This window comes from Gemmiger sp. An50 (assembly GCF_002161595.1).
Lineage (GTDB): Bacteria > Bacillota > Clostridia > Oscillospirales > Ruminococcaceae > Allofournierella.
Window position 1 is genome coordinate 99,699 of the sequence record NZ_NFID01000007.1, and the last position, 19,816, is coordinate 119,514.

The following is a 19,816-nucleotide window of genomic DNA, read 5'->3' on the forward strand; positions in this document are numbered from 1 at the left end:
GGAGCGTTTATGATTCAGATCAATTGCCAGGGCCTGGCTCTGGGCTATCATTCCGCTCTGATGCGGGATCTTAGCTTCACTGTCCACGCCGGAGACTATCTCTGCATTCTGGGAGAAAACGGCGCCGGAAAATCCACCCTGATGAAAACCATTCTGGGACTGCTGGCACCTTTGGAGGGCTCTGTAACCTTTGGCGATGGAGTGCGCGCCAATGAAATCGGATACCTTCCTCAGCAGACGCAGACACAGCGGGACTTCCCCGCTACAGTCTGGGAGGTTGCGCTCTCCGGGTGCCAGGGACGGTGCGGTCTGCGCCCTTTTTATACCCGGGCGGAAAAGGAACTGGCCCGTCAATCTCTTACACGCATGGATATGGCACACCTTTCCGGACGCTGTTACCGGGAACTGTCCGGCGGGCAGCAACAGCGGGTATTGCTGGCACGAGCCCTGTGCGCTGCCCGGAAGATGCTTTTGCTGGATGAGCCGGTTACCGGTCTGGACCCCACAGCAAGCCGGGAGCTGTATCAGGTGATTGCCCGGCTGAACAAGGAGGATGGCATGACCATCCTTATGATCTCCCACGATACGAGCGCCGCGCTTCGTTATGCCAGTCACATTCTCTATCTGGGCGAACAGGTCTTTTTCGGAACACGAGAGGAGTTTATCCAAGCCAATCCCGGCTACCGGGATCGGGAGCTGAAAGGAGGCAGCCTGCATGGACATGATGATTGAAAAGCTGGCCCAGTACTGGGCTTACCCCTTTGTTCAATATGCCCTTGTAGTGGGTGTTCTGGTGGCCCTGTGTGCCTCCCTGCTGGGCGTTACGCTTGTGCTCAAGCGTTTTTCCTTTATTGGCGACGGACTGTCTCATGTGGCCTTTGGTGCCATGGCGATCGCATCTGTTCTGAGTCTCAGCAATGACATGCCCCTTGTTCTGAGCATCACTGTCCTGTGTGCCATTCTGCTGCTGTGCGCCGGTCAAAACACCAAAATCAAGGGAGATGCTGCCATCGCCATGCTCTCTGTGGGCGCGCTGGCCATCGGTTATCTGCTGATGAACGTGTTTTCCACCTCCTCCAATCTGAGCGGAGATGTTTGCAGCACCCTTTTCGGCTCCACCTCCATCCTCACCCTTACCAAAACCGAGGTGTGGCTGTGCGTGGTTCTGTCGGCAGTGGTCGTGTTCCTGTATTTCTTTTTCTACCACAAAATCTTTTCCGTCACCTTTGACGAGAGCTTTGCCGCCGCCACCGGCATCCGAGCAAAGGGCTACAATCTGCTTCTGGCTGTTGTGACCGCAGTGGTGATCGTGATGGCTATGAATCTGGTGGGTTCGCTGCTGATCTCTGCTCTGGTCACCTTCCCCGCCATGTCTGCCATGCGTCTGTTCCGCAGCTTCCGCTCGGTCACGCTTTGCGCCGCACTCCTTGCCGTATTCTGCGCCGCAGCCGGTATCCTCATTGCGATTCTGGCGGGAACCCCCGTAGGCTCTACCATCGTTGCCGTAGAAATTCTTCTTTTTGGCCTGTGCTCGCTTCTGGGCTGGGCCGTCAGGAGGTAACATTCCATGAAAAAAGCAATTCTTTTATTGGCTGCCGCTCTTCTTCTGACATGCACAGCCTGCGGTGAAAGCAGCAGTTCCATTCAATCCGGCACAGCGTCCTCCTCTTCTGCCGGGACAGATGAAGGTTCTCAGGCAGAAAATATCCCTTCTTCCGAACCGGATGGCTCCAGCAGCTCCGCCACCACCCCGGAAGAATCCGCCGGGGATACATCCGCAGCTTCGGCTGAATCCTCCGATGGGGAACCGGATATCGATCTAACCACACTCAGCAGTATCATGGTATATTCCGAGGCCTTCAACATGTCGGTATCACCGGAGGAGTATATCGGTAAGACCATCCGGATGGCCGGCATTTTTACGACCAATCAGGACCCGGAAACAGAGCAGATCTCCTGCGCTGTGCTCGTGCAGGATGCCACAGCATGCTGTGCGCAGGGGTTTGAAATCATCATGCCGGAAAATGCGGTCTATCCACAGGATTATCCGGATTTCGGTTCGGAGGTAACTGTTGTTGGAGAACTGCAGGCAGACCGCTCCCTGGAGGAATATGGCATGATTTTTCTTCGTCTGGAAAATGTGACTTTCGAAACCCCTTCAGCCTTATAACCAATCTCTTGTTTCAGGATATAGCCGGGCTCTGCGTCCCTTAATTCGCAAACACAACGCAAAAGCACCAGCCTTCTCGGCTGGTGCTTTTGCATTTAACCTACGAATATGTACCTCGAACTTCTACTCAGACGTTCTTTTCTTTTTTATCGCACGCTTCCTGTAAGCTTGATCAGGTTCATAAAACGCCCATTGTCTGTTTCCATCATCAGCCTGTCCTCGACCGCGTAGGGGTTATCACAAGAAAGCCAGTCCCTCCAGGCTTCGTCGAAACAGTCCATCTCAGTGACTTGAAGCTCCTTCAGATATGGAATAAATTTCGGCTTCCACCAATCAATTGAATGCCACATCTCCAATGCCTCCGGGTCCCATAACGGCAGCATTTCTTCCGGAACATTATTCTTCACTTCATACTTCATACCGGGAAACGTAAGGGTAACAATCGCTTCCTTTTTCAATACAGGCATCAGAACTTCTGAGAAGTAGCATCACTATTGCCAAAATAGTGGTAGGAGTCAACACTGATCACTGCATCAAAAAAACCTTTCGCAAAAGGAAGTGAGGTCGCATCCAATTGCATGGGAATAATCAAATCCGCAACGCCCATCCGCTGAAATCGGTTGTAGTTCTCTGTCGCAGAAATTCCCAAATCTACTGCAAATACCTGAACCCCAAATTTCTTTGCCAGAAAAATCGATGTCACCCCACGTCCGCATCCCAAATCCAGAACCCGCATCCCCTTTTTCAAAGGTAATGTTAAGGTCAATTCTTCTGCAAGCAGCCACGCATTGGGTCCCATCATATTTTCATGCAAAAAGTCAGAATCCATCATATTCCACCTTTTATTTCCGCTTCTCGTTGATAAACCGCCTGGCATTCTTCATGCCACCGATGTCCTTAAACATCCGCTCACATTTCTTGAGCTCAATTTCCTTACTACTCAAGCCATCATAACCGGATTCTGTGGCCAGCTTGCGATAGCTTGTCAGCCGGCGTTCCTCCAGTTCCCCGGACGCTATTGCCGCCAAAACAGCACATCCCGGCTCGTTTGTGTGCGTGCAATCCCGAAAACGGCAGTGCTGCGCCAATTCCTCGATCTCCACAAAGGTTTTGTAGAGATCTGTGCTTTCCACTCCCATCTCCCGCATTCCGGGCGTGTCAATGATCACACCACCAAGCGGACAGGGAAACATCTCGCGTGCCGTGGTCGTATGCCGGCCTTTATCCCCTTTTCCAATCTCCTGTGTTGCAATCACAGCAGCTCCAAGGAGCTTGTTGATCAGCGTCGATTTCCCCACACCGGAGGACCCGATAAATGCACACATTTGATTCTTCTGGAAATACCGCAGGAATTTCTCACGAATGTCTGTATCGAACATGGACAGCGTGATCACATCGGAAAAGCCCGAAATTTTTTCAACCTGCGAAATCGCGTTCGGCAGATCTTCACACAGGTCCGCTTTGGTCAGTACAATGACCGGCGTGGCACCACTGTCCCAGGCAATGGAAAGATACCGTTCCATTCGGTTCAAGCTATAGTTCTGGTTAAGCGACATGCACAAAAACACAACATCCACATTGGATGCCACCGGCTGTGCCTGCTTGGATGTTCCTACCGCTTTACGAAGGAACAGACTCTTCCGTGTCAGTATCTGATGAATGATCGCCAGTTCAGGCTGCACATCCACCATAACACAGTCACCAACTGTGGGATACTGCGCAAGTTCTTCCGTATCATACCGAAGCTTACCGGAAACCTCCGCCCAAAGTTCTCCCTGCTCGGTGACCACTTTATACTTTCCGCGATGCTGCGAAATCACTCTTGCCAGCTTATAGTCCGGATACAGCGTTGCTTCTGCCCGAAAGCGTTCTGAAATGCCATAGAGATTCAATTGTTCCAATGTATGCTCCTCTCAATCTTCAGCTCCGGGGTTATCATTCCATAGCCTTTCAGCAGGTTGATTACACCCTAGATACCAAAATCAGCCCCCAGTGCCACGGCGGAAGAACATAAAAGTATCCGGGACTGATGATTGGTCAGTCCAAACAAGCAGCAGATGCTGCCTGCCATCCGAATGCTTAATATCGCCCGGCCCACTTCACTTTCTTATTTTTCCTAGTTTTTCTCCTGCCGGCTTCGCAGATTCTGGCAAATCCGATCTCGCACCTGGTCTGCTGTATAGGTCGTTTTTCCATTTAATCGGCCCAATTCAGCTTCCAGTACCAAAGCCCGGTGTTCCAGCGTTGCCTCCCTCCGATCTAATTCTTCCTCACGGCGGGTATATGCATTCAAACCCATCAAAACCGCGTCGCCTTCCCCATTTCGTGTAATGCAGATTGGCTGACCAGTCATGCGAGAACGAGACGCAAGCTCGTTGTATTCTGTGCGTAGTGCAGATGCCGGACGGATATCAATTGACATCGATACGGCCCCCTTTCTAAAAATAGCATACCCCATCTGCAAGCAAATAACAACAATCTTTATACCATGTTTGCTTCCATATTCTATCCACGAAAAAGACACCCTTTGTGCGACCTTTTTCTCCCTTTCCGCCGCTGTGCCCTTGGTACGACTTTTACTTTAAAATGGCCTATACAAAAATCACACCCGTACGCAGCGATCTGAACCGCTGCCTATCCTATACCTCCACTCCAGAGAAAACCGAAGTCATCTAAATCAAAGACCTTGAACGTATTTTAAGCTGCACCCAAAACTTATAGCAGCATGTTTAGTGAAAAACGAAAAAGGGGTTCCCCCACACCTGCAACTCATTCCAGTATCCTTTTTGTATCCAAAACAATAAAGCAACAGCTCACACAGCATTAACCGTGTGAGCTGTTGCTTGATAAAATCATTCTAACAATCGTTCAATCGTTGAAAATAGTTCTTCGACTTATAACCGCAAACAAATATTCACCATCTGATCGATTATCCCTGCATCTGCTCCGGCATATAGGGCTCCAGGAACATTCCATCCGCCTTCAATGTTGCCCGAAGCACATCAGTATCCAGTGCATTGGCAGGCTGACCCAGGGCTGCACTCTGAGCAGCAGCAGCACCTGCAGCCTGAGCCGCTGCCATTACGATCGGCGTGACCCGGATAGCTGCGCAAGCCTCATGGGTAGCACTGATGCATCGGCCAGCCACAATCAAATTTCGAACATTTTCAGTAATCAGACAGCGGTAAGGAATGCTGTACCAACTGCCAGGGCGCAGGAATCGATGTTTTATTGCCGCGCCGTCCGGCGAGTGCACATCGATGGGATAACCACCCATTGCAATGGCATCCGGGAACATACGGTTCTGCAGCAGGTCATCGGCCGTGAGTTTATATCTGCCGTCAATCTTGCGACTTTCCCGAATGCCGATGTGCGGCCCGGTGGAGATCAGACGGCAATTCTCGAAGCCAGGGATATACTTGCGCATGAACGCCACGATTTCCCAGGCCTGGCGACGGCCTTCGATCTCCGCATCGGTCAGGTCAAAGGCATCCACTGCCGATTTCTTAATGATACGGGACATATTCAAAATCATCTCGCCGGGCGTGTTGGTCTCAAAACAGAGCACCATATCCCGGTCCACATGGAGCTCTCCTCGCTCCTTTGCCAACCGGATCACTGAATAAGCCCCCTGCATACCGGTGCGTGGAATCTGCTCCAGATGACCAAAGGGAATGGTGGAGAGCATGTCGTCCTGATGGCTCTTCACATATTCCATCATCTTCTGCCGATCCACATGATCCACCTTGATATTCATGCTCATGGGCTGGGCCAGATGGTCGCTTTCCCGCCCGTAGCAGGAAGTAACCCCTGCATGGGTGGCAAGGTCCGCGTCGGCGCTGCAGTCCAGGAAGACCTTGGCGGTCACGTCGAAAAATCCGTTTTTCGAATACAGATGTACCCTGGTGATGGTTTCGTTCTCCACATCGCATCCGGTGTATACGGTATGATACAGCAGCTGTACCCCCGCTTCGCAGGCCATCTGCTCCAACACCAGCTTCATACCCTCTGCATCAAAGGGAGTCACACTGCTGGCATAGCCCACAAAGTCCTCCATATGGCCGGGGGAAAGCTTTTTCTCCTTCAGACGCTCAATGATTTCATCCGCAATGCCCCGTACCACCTGGGTCTCGCCCGCATGGAAGGTCATCTGCGGGCCGGTTCCGGCCATGGTCAGCATACCACCCAGGTATCCGTTCTGTTCCACAAGCAATACGCTGGCGCCATGCCGTGCCGCTGCGATGGCCGCTACCGACCCGGCGGGGCCGCCGCCGATTACAACCACATCATAGTTCAATGTCCGCCCCATGGTCTGCCTCCTTGCAAAGTTCATGATAAGTCCGCGCAAATGCGTGGGCGCCAATCTCCGACAACGCCCGAATCCCGGTATTTCCCAGCCGCAGCGGGCCCACGCACAGCATGGGCACCCGATATTCGCGGCTGGTCAGGCCCAGACAGGTCCATTCAAGAAAATGAAAATACTCATGGCTCAGGATCAGGTTTTCCGCCTGCTTCAGTTCCATCCCATTCTGCTGTGCCCACAGACCAATGGATTTCAAATACAGGTTCACAACACCCTGGCCTGCAATGTAGTCGCTGAAGTAACGCTGGTTCCCACTGACAAAATCCACGTCCTTTTCCACCAGCTTCAAACCACTGGCCCGGGCGATGGCGAAAAAGTCGTAGCTGCCTGCCTGTTCCCGATAAAGCGCACGGGCGGCGTTCACCCCCTTGTTCCAGGCCGATTCCACAATACCTGCCCGGTCCTGCGGGGGGATTCTGCCGTAGCACGGGTCACGCTCCAGTTCCCGGTCTGCCAAAGTACGGTCCGGAAAAGGAAGTTGAATCTCCTGCTGCATACGTTTCTCCTCAGCTTTCGCTTCTCTTGGTTGCCGCCAGAATCAGCGGCTCCTCCTTGCTGCATCCGGCAAGCTCCACATTGCCCAGGCTGGAGATCTGCTCCGGGCTCTGCATACCGGACAGGTCAATCACCCGCTTGCCCAGTACCACATATACATTGGGCAGATTTACGCCGCCGTCGTTGTAAACGGTCAGTTCCTCCAGAATCCAATCCAGGTCGGTCTGCCAGCCGCCCACGGTGGTCTGGCGTACCAGGGCATTGTTCTTCTGCAGGCGGATTACGCCTTCCTCGTCCACCAGACGCAGCTGGCGCACACTCTTCTTCAGAATGCCGAAAAGCTTCTTCTCCACCTTTTCGTGCAGCACCGCATACATGGAACCGTTGCGGGCTGCGATTGTCAGCTCATTGCTGGGCGCATCCAGGTTTTCGGCCACGACCTTCAGGATCTCTTCCTCGGTCAGCCGGCGGCTCATCCGGTCCTTGCTGCGCAGCTCGGTGGCACCCACGGCGATGGCCCGCACAATGCTGCGCTGGGTATCCACCTCCACGCTCACCTCAACGGTGCCCGGTGCGGCACCGTTCTGAATGGCCTTGAGCTCAGCTTCACGACGAACACTGATGATATCTTCCTCGGTGGGATTGGTTACGCTTCGTTCCACCATATCCCGCACCATTGCCAGTGCCACGCCAATGGTGGAAATGACCGGGGCGTTCTTTGCAATGCGGTACTTATGCTGCATGGTCTCGGCCAGATGAGGTACAACTGTGGCTGCACCGCCGCCACCGCCTACAAACACCGTGGTACGGGGGTCCATTTTGTAATCCTTCATCAGCTGGGCTGCCACCTTGCTGTTCTTTGCTGCAGCGAAGGCAAGAACCTGCTTTGCCGCTTCCTCCACGGTACATCCCATGGAATCTGCCAACGGTTGCCAGGCTTTTCGCGCTGCTTCCACATTGCCATAGGCATAGTCCTCCGGGCGTACATAGCCGGCGATGTTTGCAGCACCTGCCATGGTCAGCGCCACCCGCAGGCCGTTCGCACATTCGATGCAGGCGTAGTCCGGGTCGGTCTCAGTGGGACGTACAGTGACCAGCTTGGGTTCCATGATCTGGTCCGCCTCGGTATAAACCTCATAGTCCAGCCCTGCAATGTGGGCACTGCGGGGACCGGTATCGCATGCCTTTCCGTCTTTGATCTGAACCATCGAACCGCCGCCGATGCCCACCGTGCGCACATCCAGGCTGTTCAGGTAGGTCTTGTGTCCGCCTACCTCGGCGTACTGGATCATAACCTTGCCGTCCTTCACGCAGGAGATATCCGTAGAGGTACCGCCCACCTCGAAGAAGATGCCGTCAGTGAGCTTTTCATACATCAGCGCGCCCGCAACGCCAGCTGCCGGGCCGCTCAGTATAGTCAGAATCGGGCGGCTGCGCACTTCATCCACCGTCATAACGCCGCCGTCACAACGCATGACCATCAGCGGACTTTGAATGCCCGCACCCTTGATGCTCTGATCGGTCATGGTGGCCGCCTCCAGCATCTTGGGCATAATGCTGGCATTCACCACGGCAGTACGGGTGCGGATCTTCAGGCCGTACAGCTTGGAAATGTCATTGGTGGCTGTTGCGGGCAGATCCCGCTCGCCGCACATTTCCACCACCTTGTTCTCGTTGGAGGGGTCATCCACGCTGAATGCTTCTGCCGCCACGATACTGGTGCACTGCTGTTTCTGCAGTGCATCCAGTGCACCGGCAATATCCCCTGTCAGATCAGAAGCCGATGTGTCCACATATTCGTTGCAGGATACCAGAAATTTGCCCGCTGCAAGCTCGATATTGCCCATGGTGGTATCGGACTTGCTTTTGGCTCCCTGCAAGCCGCTGCCCAGGGTGATCACGCCCACCTTGGCCACATCGCCCTCCAGCAGTGCATTGGTGGCCTGCGTGGTTCCGTGTGCAATGAAGGTAACGTCTTCCGGGCGAATGCTGCACTGCTCCATAACCTTGTGCAGCACCTGAACGATGCCGGCGGCAACGCCCTCCTTTGCGCTGTGCGTGGTGGGAACCTTGACCTGGCCGATCAGTTCGTATGTATCGTTGTTGATGGCGACTGCGTCGGTAAAGGTACCGCCCACGTCGATGCCGATACGCACTTTCATAGTTTGACCCTCCTATAATAAAAATCTTTGTTGTATAACGTCTTTCATGTGCCATTTCAGCACGGCTCTGGAAGTTTCAATCCGCGGCGCTTGCCGTGGGTTCAAACCTCCAGAGGAGCGGAGGCCGCGCGTGACCTCCGCTCCGCCAAAAAGGGGAGGAAAATTCTTCCGATCAGAAGTACAGCACGGCGCTGATCACAACGCCGATGACCGCAATGATCCACAGGTAGGGCAGCAGCCGCTTGGTGACTGCGTTCACATCCACCTCGCAGAAGTTGGCGGTCCATACGTTCTGGGTGTTGGTGGGGTCGCCGCAGCCCTGAATACGCTCGGCAGCCAGGAACGCACCCATAACCGCCATGGCAGGCAGAGTACCCAAACCGATGATCAGAGCAGCGATACCGCTGCCCAGGCCAAACAGGTTCATGGGTCCACGATACAGGGACAGCGGAGCCAGAATGCTGAAGAACAGGATGTAAGGCAGCTTGCTGGTGGGAATCACCGCTACCAGGAACGGATTCAGCACTTCCTTGACCATGGTGTGGGTCACGGCCAGATACAGAATGCCGATGCCGATCATCAGGATGATGGCGGGGCCGCTGTCGGTAATGCCGTCATAGCAGGTCTTGACCAGCAGGTTCATGGCCTTGGAGAAGCTCTTGGAGGTGAATACCAGAATCCAGATGATGCCGACCATGAAGGCAGGGCATACCGGGAACTTGAATACCGCCACCAGAACGATGGGGATCAGCGGAGTGAGCATGGCCAGCGCGCCGGTCACACCGGTGAGCTGCTTGGTGGGCTGGGTATCCTGAACAGGAGCGGAGAAGGCAAACTTCACGCCGTTGCGCTTAAACTCCACAAACACCAGCACCAGAGTGGCAATAAAGGTGGCAACGAGCATGTAGATCTCGAAGCCTTTGATCTGCTCAAGCTCCAGCCCGAAGATGGTGGAGAAGCTCTTCCAGTTTGCAATGTTGAAGGTCAGACCGGTGGTGAACGCCATCAGGAAAATACAGGCGGCGCTGAGGGCCGGAACACCAACGGAGATCAGAATGGGCAGTACGATGGAGCCCACCATGATGATGGAGCCCAGGCCGTTCAGGGTAGTGAACAGCACGGCACAGGCGATCACCATGATCAGGGTGACGATCAGGGGGCGGTCGCCGCCCAGCTCGGCACTCTTTTTGATAATGTTTTCCGTTACGCCGGTCTTGTTCATCAGCTGGCCCAGCCAGGCGCCGAAGATCACGGCCATGATGGCGCTGCCCATGCGAACCGTACCATTTTCCAGCACGGTCTGCAGCCAGCCGATCTCATTGCCTTCTGCGTCGGTGCCGATGGCAGGAACGCCGGCGATTACGCAAATCACCACCGCCATCAGCGGCAGAGCAAGCAAAGTGGGGATTTTTTTCGTCATCATCAACGCCGCAATGATGAGAAATGCAAGAATAATCAAAGAACCTTGTAGCATCTGATTACACTCCTTACTTTCGAATGTGCTGTGCAGCGCGTTGCTGCAGCGGCTCTATCACATCGGGAAACGCGCCTCCCGCATGTTCTGAATCAAAGCGCTTCCACGGCTTCGCGGAAGGCGGCAGTGGCCTGCTTGAGCTGCTCCGGCCCAGGCTCCTTACCCATAACAATGGCGCCGATCATCACCGCCTTGCAGCCAGCCTGGTACAAATGCTTCACTTCGCAGGGTTTGATCTTGCGCTGGGTGGGAATCAGGCAGGGCTTGCCGCTCTTCTCCACCAGATCCGAATACCGCAGGATGTCCGCGTAGTTCAGGTCGGTACCGTAATTTTCACCCGGCTGTACCGAGCATTCCAGCACGTCGATGGGGCTTCTGCGCACCGCATCCAGTGTGGCGGGGGTATAAGTATAATCGATGGCAACCATCTTGCTGAGCACCTGGCTCTCCATCATGTGGCAGGGCAGATGCTGAGAGTAAGAGCTGAAAAAGCCCAGGCCCATCTGCTCCAGCTCCAGCCGCTCCTCCGGCGTGATGAAAGCGTCCGCGCCGCCGGGTACAAGACCCACCGGCACATCTCCGCACAGATCGATCAGCTTGCGCAGGAACTCCTTGTTTTCCGCATAGCTGCCAAAGGTATGGCCGCTGGCCCGGTGCCACACGTTGCAGTGGACCTTTACCGCCTGCGCGCCGCCTTCCAGCGCCGCCTTCGCCAGTTCCAGATCATTGGAGGGCAGACTCACCACCAGGGAGAACTTGTTCTGCCGAATCATCTCTTTGAATTGCATAACAATGCCTTCTTTCCATAGATTTGATTATATGAAAAGCACTTTGCGTCAACGGGCACACAAGGCTTTTTGCCGCACCGTATCTGCAAATAGCTTTATCGTATCTCCGTCATTTTTTCTCAACAGCTCAAATCTGGGCGCGCCGTCTTCCTGCAGCGCGGTCTTCACGTACCCCTCCACCGTGCTCAAAAAGCCCTGGGTATGCGCCGCGGTCCCGGACAAAAAGACCACATCCAGATTGAACAGAGTGCACAGAATCGCCGTCATTGCCCCGATCTGGCGGGCCAGCAGCCCCGGTTGCTCCCGGTTCAGACTGGTTGCCTCTTCCCCGCTCTCGCCGGACTTCAGTTCAAGCTGAGTCTCCGGTGTCATCAGAGGGGTCATATCTGCGATCACGCCGTTTTTCAGCGGAATCGGGCGGCCGTCGATGTTCACACTGGCCACCACTGCAGCACCAACGGCAATGTGGGCACTGTTCACTTTTTCTTCCTTCATTCCCCGCATGGCCTGGGCTGCTGTATAATTCTGGCTGTATTCCTCCAGCACCGGAACCCGGAACTGGGTACGCAGCGCTTCCACCAGTGAAATACTTGCGGAGGAAAAGCCGGTGGAATACACCACGTTGAAATCACTGGGGCGCATATCCTTCTGGAACAGCAGCCCTATTCCCATCAGTGCCCCCTGCCGGATTGCCTCATGCCCCAGCAGATTGAACAATACCCGGGTTATCTCGGTGAGCAGTTCGTTGCTGGACAGATACTGTTCTGCCAGAACAACGCTCTGTTTCACCTGAAGTGCCAGGTCAAACAGGATCAGCCGACTGCTTTTTCGGCCGATTTCCGCCACGGCCACCACTCCCCGGTCCCGGTTGACCGTAAGCGCGGTGCGGCTGCGTCCGCCGGTTGCGACCCGCACGCCGCTTTCCACCAGAAGGCCCTCCTCCAAAAGCTCACTCACCAGACCGGAAACCGTACTGGGAGAAAGCTCGGTCAGATTTGCGATTTCGATGCGGGAGAGCGACTCATGCTCCAGCACCGTTTGCAGCAAAACCCGTCGGTTCTGCTTTTTCATGTCCTGCAGTCCACTCTTTTTCATAGGATGTGAATTCACTCCTTATTTTCTTGCGCGCGCCTTATTTCGGATTCCGAAATATCTTTCTGCTTGCAGTATAACACCGTCTGAAGCTTATTTCAATCTCCGAAATAAGTTTTTTTTGAGATGTAGGCGGATTTTCTCTGTTTCGCTGTTTTCTCACACCAGGAATTGTGTATTCTAAACAATATTTTCTTTTTTTGTTTTTTTAAGAGCGATTTTCGTCCCTTCCTCGGCCGAATGTTTTCTTTCGTCGAACAATCCGGCTGCTGTTGTTCAATTCCTGCTCTACTGTGGCAGCCGCTCTTTCAAAGGCGTGAAATGCTCTCTATCGATCTTTCCTGAGAGTTTAACCAAGGATATCTTCTTCTCTTTGGTCAGTATGGCCCTTGAAAGCGGCAAGAGCACAGGCGTAGACTATAGATGTACCATACCCGTTATGAAAGGCGGTGCAAAATCGCTTATGAACACTCTGGATTTTTTCTCCGCTTAGAAAGGTTTGGTTATCCAATGGAAGATTGGCGAATTACAAATCAACACCAATATTTGGATGGGGCCACGCTTGTATGGGACCGCTATTCCGCAGGTGATGCATGGGATCATGATCACTGTGAATTTTGTTGTACCAAATTCCCGGAGGACGAAAGCGCCGGATACCGAACCCTGGATTCCTGTCACTGGATCTGCAAGCGGTGCTTCGAGGATTTTAAAGAGGACTTTTCCTGGACAGTTGCGGAAAACGGCCAGCCTGCAAAGAACAATCACCTGGAAAATTAACCGGATGATTCGTATCTGTTATTCAGCCTGTTCACCTGCTTAAAGCACTATATCCTGTTCGTTCTGGAAGCGGAAGGATCTATGTATTCCGCCGCCAGTCTGATCAGCCCGGGCACTCCACCATTCCCGTTGCAGCGGAGGCTCCGGCGAATCCTGATTCCTGTGGGGCTCGTTCTTCTTCCGCAGGCAAGCTTATTCTGAAGAGAAATCATCACAACAGACCCCATATCCGCCAAAGAAACTGCAGCAAGAACTGCTTTCCCCGTTCAAGTGAATTCGATTTTATGGATCATCTGACCGAAAGGACTTTTATGCCCCGTTGAAAGCAAAAAAGCACCGGAACCGCCGATTATAAGCCGTTCCGGTGCTCTTTTCTTTTTCATCTATTTTTTCGTTTCAATCAAGCACGGGTTTTACCTCGCAGTCGGTTCTTCCGCACTTACAGAGAGCATCGGAAGATCCAGACCTTCCACCCAGGAAGCTAGCTCTTCTTCCGATGCCCCGGCGCTGAACCGCTGTCCCTCCAGCCACGTGGCATTTTCTGCGAAAGCCTGCAGGTCATCAGCACTGGAACCGATCCCACTGGAACCGGACGTGCAGAACGGAGCAATTGTGGCATCCCCAAAATCATAGCTTTCCAGAAAGGTATACAGGATTTTTGGCGCCCCATCCCACCAGATTGGGTAGCCCAGAAACACCACGTCATATTCCTCCGGGTTTTCCAGCGTTCCCGCAATTGCAGGTCGGGCGTCGGGGTTCTGCTGTTCCTGATTGGCCCGGCAGGACTCGTTGTTATAATCAAGATCCTCGCTGGTGTACGGCTCCTCGGCTACAATCTCATAAAGCTCTGCATTCAACACTGTCTGAAGATGCCGGGCAACGTTTTCTGTATTGCCGGTAGCGGAAAAATATGCCACCAGAATATTTGCGCCCGATTCAGCGGTATCTGCATCCTCCACCGGCTCAGAGGCTTCCGACGATGCAGACGGAATCGAAACATAGGCCTCGCTTTCCTGCACAGACTGCGTCTGTTCCGACGTGCTCTGTACTCCCGTTCCTCCACAGGCTGTCAGCATACAGGTCAATGCAACCAACACAGCAAAAATTCGTTTCATCTTGTGATACCTCCTCGTTCTTGTGCGCGACCGCCAGACCTTGCATTCAAGCCCCTGCTGTTACCGAACGCTGGAATGAGACTTTTTGCCCGGCTCTTGCTGCACAGTCAAAAAAATGTGGGTGCCCTTCTTCGGATACCCACATTGTAAAACGATTTTTCTCTCATGTCTAATGCTTATTTTGTTCGCTCAAAAATGCTCATCAGACATTTTTAATATGTTCATGAAATGCCTCTGTCGCCGGTGTCAGAACCTGATCCTTTTTCCAGACCAGCACGGTTCCCGTTTCCATTTTCGGGGAAAGCGGACGGAAGCACAGCCCCTCAAAATCCAGATTCAGGTCAAACCCGAGCGCCACGCCAACGCCGCAGCGCACCATATTGGCTGCATTCAGGATCAGATTGAAGGTGGCTGCAATCTGCAAACGATCCCAGCTTTCGCCAAACCAACTGGCCAATTCCCTTTGAACCGTTTCCCGTCCGCTGAACAGCAGCGGAACATTTTCCAGATCGCCGGGCGTGATCACCTCCCGCTGGGCCAAAGGAGTATCTGCCCGCATCAATACACCCCAGCGATCCTTCTCTTTCATCCGGCAAAAGGCATACCGGCCCACATCCACCGGCTCTGTCAACAGTCCCATATCCAGCAATCCCATATCCAGCCGTTCCTTCACATCGTCCGCGCTGGCACTGAAAATCCGAAACGTCACCTTCGGGTAGCGCTCCCGAAAACTGACAATCGCCTGCGACAAAAAGGACATACTCTGTGTCTCACCCGCGCCAATAGCGATTTCTCCCATTAGTTCCGTTTCTCCGGTGATAAACTCCCGGGTGATTTTGTCCGCCAGATCCACCAGCTCCTGTGCTCTGCGACGCAGCCGCATTCCTTCATCTGTTAACACGATGTGGTAGCGGCTGCGCTGAAACAGCTTTACGCCCAGCTCCTCCTCCAGCTGCATCAGCTGCCGGGAGAGGGTGGGCTGCGTCAGATGGAGCAGCGCCGCCGCCTTTGTAATGTTCTCCTCCCGGGCTACTGCCAGAAAATAACGCAGAACTCTCAGTTCCATTGTTTTCCCCCTCCTTTTCTTCATCTTATCACGGGCATATTCATACCGCAACAGAAAAATGCTCATAAAGAATAACTGCGGATAGAAAATGAGTATTTTACATTTCTCAACTTCCGTTTTACAATGAAGCCAAAGGAGGTTGTACCCATGAACGCATTGATTGCTTATTTTTCCGCCACCGGCACTACCGCAGCGGCAGCGAGGGCTCTGGCTCAGGCCACCGGAGCTGCTCTTTATGAAATCAAGCCCGCTGTTCCCTATACCGGTGCAGATCTTGACTGGCGGGACAAAACTTCCCGCAGCAGTGTAGAAATGCGCGATAAGCATTCCCGCCCTGCTCTGGCAGATACCAGCGCACCAGTCGCCGATTACGATGTGATTTTTCTGGGCTTCCCGGTCTGGTGGTATGTTGCCCCCACCATTCTCAACACCTTTCTGGAGGCATACGATTTCACCGGCAAAACCATCGTCCTGTTCGCCACTTCCGGCGGCAGCGGTCTGGGCAAGTCGGCCGTGGAGCTGCGTCCGAGCGCACCCGGAGCCAGAATTGTGGACGGCCGGATGCTGAACGGTCGATTGAATGAAGCCGAGCTGAAAGAATGGGCAGAGGGGTGGGACCAGCAATGAACTATGCCAGACTGGGCAATTCCGACCTGACGGTTTCCCGCATCTGCATGGGCTGCATGGGATTTGGCGATGCCCAAAACGGCCAGCATTCCTGGACCATGGGCGAATCCCATTCCCGGGAAATCATTCGCCGCGGGCTGGAGCTCGGCGTTAATTTTTTCGACACTGCCATTGCCTACCAGAGCGGCACCAGTGAACAGTATCTGGGCCGTTCGTTGCGTGATTTTGCCCGACGGGATGAAGTAGTGGTGGCCACCAAATTTCTGCCCCGCACCAACGAGGAAATCGAGGCAGGAATCAGCGGGCAGGAGCATGTCCGGCGAATGCTGGATCAAAGCCTGAAAAATCTGGAAATGGACTATGTGGATCTTTACATCTACCACATGTGGGATTACCAGACCCCGCTTTTCGACATTCTGGAAGGCCTGAACAACGCAGTAAAGGCAGGCAAGGCCCGGTACATTGGCATCTCCAACTGCTTTGCCTGGCAGCTTGCCAAAGCAAATGCTTTGGCTGAGCGGGAAGGGTTCGCCAAATTTATTTCCGTGCAGGGCCATTACAACCTGATTTTCCGGGAAGAAGAACGGGAGATGGCCCCTTACTGCCGGGAAGAAAACATCGCCATGACGCCTTACAGCCCTTTGGCGGGCGGACGATTGTCCAAGCAGCCCGGCGAAAGCTCCCGGCGTTTTTGTGAGGACAGCTATGCCCGCCTGAAATACGATGCTTCCCGGGATCAGGACGCTCCCATTCTGGCTTGCGTGGCGGAACTGGCCGACCGCCGGGGCGTTTCCATGACGGAAATCTCTCTGGCCTGGCTACTGACCCGCGTCACTGCCCCCGTGGCGGGTACCACCAAAATCAGTCATATCGAGGGCGCAGCCAAGGCGGTGGACCTAACCCTGACGGCGGAAGAGTGCACCTATCTGGAGGAGCTTTACACGCCTCACCCACTGGTTGGAGTTATGGCGCAGAACACAGCGGCAGCGTCGAAGGAAAAGCACGTCTGGTCTACCGGAAAGCAGGAGATCAGCGGGACACGGTAACTGGAATGGGGTGTTTTCCTGTCAATCCATAGGTCCGGTGTAACTACTTAACTGGACACGCTGAATTGAAGAACACCTTCCGCCCGTTCTTGCATGCAAATTATCCAGTAATACACAACAAGCAACGCCATTCGCATCTGGCGTTGCTTGTTGCTTTCTTCGGATAGAATCCACACACAGGAAAAAGACCTGTAATCCTAAGATCACAGGTCTTTCTGGTGGAGATAAGCGGGATCGAACCGCTGACCTCTTGAATGCCATTCAAGCGCTCTCCCAGCTGAGCTATACCCCCAGATTATGTGTGCCGTCTCTCGACTGCTTGATTATTATATCAGCTGCATTTTGAAATGTCAACAGATAAACGAAAAATTTTTTCATATGTTTTTTCAGAGATTTTTCCGACACATTAACAGGGATATTCCAGCTCGAAGGAGGCCCGGCCGGTTTCCAATTCCCACAGAATAAAGCCATCTTTCCGCAGCTGGTATCGAACGCGGCAGCAAAGATTTTCGCGGATCGTACGCGTCATTCCCCCGCAGACCGGTGCGTTCAGCGGCTGGCCTGCCTGGCCCAGCCGTTCCACTATAAGGACAAGGCATCCCTGACGAATCTCCACCCGGCCAGCCCGGACACTGACCAACCTTGCCCCCAGATAGCTTGCAAAACGGTATTCCCTGCCCCGAACTTGCAGCAATGCAATTACCCCGGAAAATGCAATCGGTCCTACTGGCACCCGGGCAGTAGCCAGCATCAACGAGCCTTCCGGAAAAAGGCACTGGCTCCAGGCATATTCCCTGGGAAAAGAACAACCCTTATCCCCTTCGATATAGCCTTCTGCATTCTCAAACCGGACGCACTTTCCGTTTACAAGCAGTGTCCCATCCACCCGATGCTTCATACTGGCAATCCGGTGACTGCACTCCATGAATGGCATCAGCTCAAAAGGCCCCATAATCGGTATGTGCAATGGCTTCAACGGTCCAAACCGGAGTACCCCCTGAATGTTCCAACGGGCATTTCTGACCGAAAGCACAACACCATGCGGACAGAACAGATTTTCTCCCAGAATCGCTCTGGGGCCGTCCCAGTTCACAGCAGCCCGGACTGCCGGTATTGGGACAACTCCGCTCTGTTCTCCCCACATAATCTGTAGCGATGCGGCACTTTCTTCTGCTGACCCGTGCACTGCCGGAATCAGCGCAAGGCTGCACTCATTTGACTGCACTTTAAAATACCACCCGCAAAATGACGGCTCCATCCTCATGCTCCTTTTCTTTCACCGATAATCATCGGATTCCTTGCGGAAACGCCGAGATGAATTTGAATTGTTTTATTCTTAGTATCTCCCAAAACCGTGCCATCATCAGCGCTGTCGGAAACATTTTTGAAAAAGTTTGCAATTATCCCTTTTATCGGACACACCTGCCGCTATAATAGTAGTAAGTTACTGGTAAAGCAAGCCTTCAAGATAACCCACTCAGAAACAGAACGCAAGCAGAACGACGTTTCGGTCTCATGCGCCATACTGAAATTTAAGCCAGAGCAATCGGACAAAAGGAGGAAAGAATATGCCTTATGCAGACAAACGCCAGCTGAACGTGTCCGTTTTTGAAGATACACGCAACTGGTACTCGCAGGATGCGATGCTGAAGGATGCCATCTGCCATTCAAAACAGCACACCAAATTTTACGCTCACGGTGCGGTTTCTCCTGCTCCGGAAATGCTTACTCGTTTCCCTGAAGACATGCATATTCTTGTATCGTCGGAACGGACGCTTCAGGCGGCCGGGAAATATACCGGCCAGAAGGTTGCCGTTCTGAACTTTGCGTCGGCCACAAACCCGGGCGGCGGTGTCCTTCACGGCAGCTCCGCCCAGGAAGAAGCACTGTGCCGGTGCAGTACTCTGTACCCTTGCCTGCTGAGTAATGAGCTCTGGCAAAGCTACTACCAGATGCATCGCGATCGGGACGACGTCACTTATACAGATGCATGCATCTACACGCCGGATGTTCTGGTAATTAAGACCGACACAAATTCTCCCGAACGACTGCCCAAAGGCAAGATCTACCCGGTGGATGTAATCACCTGTGCGGCGCCCAATCTGCGCCCACAGCCCAGCAACTACATGAATCCAGGGTGCGGCACTCCGGTTCATCTGACCCGTGAACAGATTCGCACACTGCACTTGCAGCGCGCCCGCAAAATCCTGTCGGTAGCCGCCATCCATGGTGCCGAGGTTTTGATTCTGGGCGCTTTTGGCTGCGGTGCATTCTGCAATCCCCCCGAAGTGGTCGCAGGTGCCTTTCGTGATGTTTTGCCCGACTTCGCCCACGCTTTCCAAACAGTGGAATTTGCAGTCTACTGCACACCCCGGGATGATTCCAACTATCGTACCTTCCAGAAAATTCTGCAGAAATAACCGATCCACAAAGAATGAGCCCTCTCTATTGTGCAAGGCACAATTTATTTCAGATTTTGAACTTTGCTATCCTTCTTTCTATATAATTTCTCCACATCACACCTGTAAAACTCCCGGGAACAATTCAATGTTCCCGGGAGTTTTACATTTCACGGTTTCGTCCCAAGGAAAAGCAACAGCCCCCTGATACAGGGAACCTGCGTCAGGGGGCTTACTGATGT

The 19,816-nt window shown here is 53.5% G+C and carries 20 protein-coding genes and 1 tRNA gene; 7 read left to right on the top strand and 14 right to left on the bottom strand.

Going from position 1 to position 19,816, the window contains the following annotated elements:
• The first annotated feature begins 9 nt into the window (after positions 1–9).
• Genes B5G03_RS08145 through B5G03_RS08155 form a run of 3 tightly spaced genes read left to right on the top strand, consistent with a single transcriptional unit; the run spans position 10 to position 2,170 of the window.
• A complete protein-coding gene (locus B5G03_RS08145; protein ID WP_087181226.1) occupies positions 10–732 on the top strand; it encodes a metal ABC transporter ATP-binding protein in 723 nt (240 codons plus the stop codon).
• Complete coding sequence (locus B5G03_RS08150) at positions 716–1,561, top strand: metal ABC transporter permease (protein ID WP_164496672.1); 846 nt, start codon at positions 716–718, stop codon at positions 1,559–1,561. The genes B5G03_RS08145 and B5G03_RS08150 overlap by 17 nt, the downstream gene beginning before the upstream one ends.
• Positions 1,562–1,567: 6 nt before the next feature.
• The gene (locus B5G03_RS08155; protein WP_087181227.1) at positions 1,568–2,170 is read left to right on the top strand and encodes a hypothetical protein; all 603 of its coding nucleotides are present in this window, start codon (positions 1,568–1,570) and stop codon (positions 2,168–2,170) included.
• A gap of 146 nt (positions 2,171–2,316) precedes the next feature.
• On the opposite strand, the gene B5G03_RS17850 is transcribed toward B5G03_RS08155, so the two are convergent.
• The 10 genes from B5G03_RS17850 to B5G03_RS08200 form a co-directional block, all read right to left on the bottom strand.
• Positions 2,317–2,637 carry a hypothetical protein gene (locus B5G03_RS17850; RefSeq protein ID WP_242962357.1) on the bottom strand — a complete coding sequence of 107 codons (321 nt, stop codon included), beginning with the start codon at positions 2,635–2,637 and terminating at the stop codon, positions 2,317–2,319.
• Positions 2,637–3,002 (bottom strand): SAM-dependent methyltransferase, encoded by a 366-nt coding sequence (locus tag B5G03_RS17855; protein ID WP_242962359.1) that lies wholly within the window; start codon positions 3,000–3,002, stop codon positions 2,637–2,639. The genes B5G03_RS17850 and B5G03_RS17855 overlap by 1 nt, the downstream gene beginning before the upstream one ends.
• Before the next feature lie 10 nt (positions 3,003–3,012).
• On the bottom strand, positions 3,013–4,071 hold the full coding sequence (gene rsgA, locus B5G03_RS08165; protein ID WP_087181228.1) for a ribosome small subunit-dependent GTPase A: 1,059 nt from the start codon (positions 4,069–4,071) through the stop codon (positions 3,013–3,015).
• A gap of 215 nt (positions 4,072–4,286) precedes the next feature.
• Positions 4,287–4,592, bottom strand: coding sequence for a type II toxin-antitoxin system prevent-host-death family antitoxin (locus B5G03_RS08170; RefSeq protein WP_087181229.1), 306 nt, complete (start codon positions 4,590–4,592; stop codon positions 4,287–4,289).
• A 507-nt stretch (positions 4,593–5,099) separates the two neighbouring features.
• Positions 5,100–6,479, bottom strand: a complete 1,380-nt coding sequence (locus B5G03_RS08175; RefSeq protein WP_087181230.1) for an FAD-dependent oxidoreductase — start codon at positions 6,477–6,479, stop codon at positions 5,100–5,102.
• Positions 6,457–7,029: a hypothetical protein gene (locus tag B5G03_RS08180; protein WP_087181231.1), complete on the bottom strand. Its 573-nt coding sequence runs from the start codon at positions 7,027–7,029 to the stop codon at positions 6,457–6,459. Before B5G03_RS08180 ends, B5G03_RS08175 begins: the two co-directional genes overlap by 23 nt.
• Before the next feature lie 10 nt (positions 7,030–7,039).
• On the bottom strand, positions 7,040–9,190 hold the full coding sequence (locus B5G03_RS08185) for a hydantoinase/oxoprolinase family protein (protein WP_087181232.1): 2,151 nt from the start codon (positions 9,188–9,190) through the stop codon (positions 7,040–7,042).
• A 172-nt stretch (positions 9,191–9,362) separates the two neighbouring features.
• Positions 9,363–10,664 (bottom strand): Na+/H+ antiporter NhaC family protein, encoded by a 1,302-nt coding sequence (locus B5G03_RS08190; RefSeq protein ID WP_087181233.1) that lies wholly within the window; start codon positions 10,662–10,664, stop codon positions 9,363–9,365.
• Positions 10,665–10,756: 92 nt separating this feature from the next.
• Complete coding sequence (locus B5G03_RS08195; protein WP_087181234.1) at positions 10,757–11,452, bottom strand: hypothetical protein; 696 nt, start codon at positions 11,450–11,452, stop codon at positions 10,757–10,759.
• A 48-nt stretch (positions 11,453–11,500) separates the two neighbouring features.
• Complete coding sequence (locus tag B5G03_RS08200) at positions 11,501–12,547, bottom strand: winged helix-turn-helix transcriptional regulator (protein WP_087181235.1); 1,047 nt, start codon at positions 12,545–12,547, stop codon at positions 11,501–11,503.
• A gap of 420 nt (positions 12,548–12,967) precedes the next feature.
• Between B5G03_RS08200 and B5G03_RS08205 the strand changes: the two genes are divergently transcribed.
• On the top strand, positions 12,968–13,321 hold the full coding sequence (locus B5G03_RS08205) for a hypothetical protein (RefSeq protein ID WP_140401658.1): 354 nt from the start codon (positions 12,968–12,970) through the stop codon (positions 13,319–13,321).
• A gap of 413 nt (positions 13,322–13,734) precedes the next feature.
• Here the strand turns inward: B5G03_RS08205 and B5G03_RS08210 are convergent, their stop codons facing one another.
• Positions 13,735–14,436: a flavodoxin gene (locus B5G03_RS08210; protein ID WP_087181237.1), complete on the bottom strand. Its 702-nt coding sequence runs from the start codon at positions 14,434–14,436 to the stop codon at positions 13,735–13,737.
• Positions 14,437–14,638: 202 nt separating this feature from the next.
• Positions 14,639–15,502, bottom strand: a complete 864-nt coding sequence (locus tag B5G03_RS08215) for a LysR family transcriptional regulator (protein ID WP_087181238.1) — start codon at positions 15,500–15,502, stop codon at positions 14,639–14,641.
• Positions 15,503–15,649: 147 nt separating this feature from the next.
• Between B5G03_RS08215 and B5G03_RS08220 the strand changes: the two genes are divergently transcribed.
• A complete protein-coding gene (locus B5G03_RS08220) occupies positions 15,650–16,129 on the top strand; it encodes a flavodoxin (RefSeq protein ID WP_087181239.1) in 480 nt (159 codons plus the stop codon).
• Entirely contained in the window at positions 16,126–17,175 is a 1,050-nt protein-coding gene (locus B5G03_RS08225) for an aldo/keto reductase (RefSeq protein ID WP_087181240.1), read from the top strand. Before B5G03_RS08220 ends, B5G03_RS08225 begins: the two co-directional genes overlap by 4 nt.
• Before the next feature lie 216 nt (positions 17,176–17,391).
• On the opposite strand, the gene B5G03_RS08230 is transcribed toward B5G03_RS08225, so the two are convergent.
• Positions 17,392–17,467, bottom strand: a tRNA-Ala gene (locus B5G03_RS08230).
• Positions 17,468–17,581: 114 nt separating this feature from the next.
• Complete coding sequence (locus B5G03_RS08235) at positions 17,582–18,433, bottom strand: tocopherol cyclase family protein (protein WP_162613368.1); 852 nt, start codon at positions 18,431–18,433, stop codon at positions 17,582–17,584.
• Between the two features lie 310 nt (positions 18,434–18,743).
• On the opposite strand from B5G03_RS08235, the gene B5G03_RS08240 reads away from it, so the two are divergent.
• The gene (locus B5G03_RS08240; protein WP_087181242.1) at positions 18,744–19,595 is read left to right on the top strand and encodes a TIGR02452 family protein; all 852 of its coding nucleotides are present in this window, start codon (positions 18,744–18,746) and stop codon (positions 19,593–19,595) included.
• The last annotated feature ends 221 nt before the right edge of the window (positions 19,596–19,816 follow it).

What these genes read in the sequence shown, in the direction of transcription:
- B5G03_RS08155 (WP_087181227.1), top strand. Translation starts at nt 1,568, where the DNA reads ATGAAAAAAGCAATTCTTTTATTGGCTGCCGCTCTTCTTCTGACATGC.
- B5G03_RS08180 (WP_087181231.1), bottom strand. Translation starts at nt 7,029, where the DNA reads ATGCAGCAGGAGATTCAACTTCCTTTTCCGGACCGTACTTTGGCAGAC.
- B5G03_RS17855 (WP_242962359.1), bottom strand. Translation starts at nt 3,002, where the DNA reads ATGATGGATTCTGACTTTTTGCATGAAAATATGATGGGACCCAATGCG.
- B5G03_RS08175 (WP_087181230.1), bottom strand. Translation starts at nt 6,479, where the DNA reads ATGGGGCGGACATTGAACTATGATGTGGTTGTAATCGGCGGCGGCCCC.
- B5G03_RS17850 (WP_242962357.1), bottom strand. Translation starts at nt 2,637, where the DNA reads ATGCCTGTATTGAAAAAGGAAGCGATTGTTACCCTTACGTTTCCCGGT.
- B5G03_RS08220 (WP_087181239.1), top strand. Translation starts at nt 15,650, where the DNA reads ATGAACGCATTGATTGCTTATTTTTCCGCCACCGGCACTACCGCAGCG.
- B5G03_RS08195 (WP_087181234.1), bottom strand. Translation starts at nt 11,452, where the DNA reads ATGCAATTCAAAGAGATGATTCGGCAGAACAAGTTCTCCCTGGTGGTG.
- B5G03_RS08215 (WP_087181238.1), bottom strand. Translation starts at nt 15,502, where the DNA reads ATGGAACTGAGAGTTCTGCGTTATTTTCTGGCAGTAGCCCGGGAGGAG.
- B5G03_RS08225 (WP_087181240.1), top strand. Translation starts at nt 16,126, where the DNA reads ATGAACTATGCCAGACTGGGCAATTCCGACCTGACGGTTTCCCGCATC.
- B5G03_RS08210 (WP_087181237.1), bottom strand. Translation starts at nt 14,436, where the DNA reads ATGAAACGAATTTTTGCTGTGTTGGTTGCATTGACCTGTATGCTGACA.
- B5G03_RS08185 (WP_087181232.1), bottom strand. Translation starts at nt 9,190, where the DNA reads ATGAAAGTGCGTATCGGCATCGACGTGGGCGGTACCTTTACCGACGCA.
- B5G03_RS08200 (WP_087181235.1), bottom strand. Translation starts at nt 12,547, where the DNA reads ATGAAAAAGAGTGGACTGCAGGACATGAAAAAGCAGAACCGACGGGTT.
- B5G03_RS08145 (WP_087181226.1), top strand. Translation starts at nt 10, where the DNA reads ATGATTCAGATCAATTGCCAGGGCCTGGCTCTGGGCTATCATTCCGCT.
- B5G03_RS08205 (WP_140401658.1), top strand. Translation starts at nt 12,968, where the DNA reads ATGTACCATACCCGTTATGAAAGGCGGTGCAAAATCGCTTATGAACAC.
- B5G03_RS08170 (WP_087181229.1), bottom strand. Translation starts at nt 4,592, where the DNA reads ATGTCAATTGATATCCGTCCGGCATCTGCACTACGCACAGAATACAAC.
- B5G03_RS08190 (WP_087181233.1), bottom strand. Translation starts at nt 10,664, where the DNA reads ATGCTACAAGGTTCTTTGATTATTCTTGCATTTCTCATCATTGCGGCG.
- B5G03_RS08240 (WP_087181242.1), top strand. Translation starts at nt 18,744, where the DNA reads ATGCCTTATGCAGACAAACGCCAGCTGAACGTGTCCGTTTTTGAAGAT.
- B5G03_RS08150 (WP_164496672.1), top strand. Translation starts at nt 716, where the DNA reads ATGGACATGATGATTGAAAAGCTGGCCCAGTACTGGGCTTACCCCTTT.
- B5G03_RS08235 (WP_162613368.1), bottom strand. Translation starts at nt 18,433, where the DNA reads ATGGAGCCGTCATTTTGCGGGTGGTATTTTAAAGTGCAGTCAAATGAG.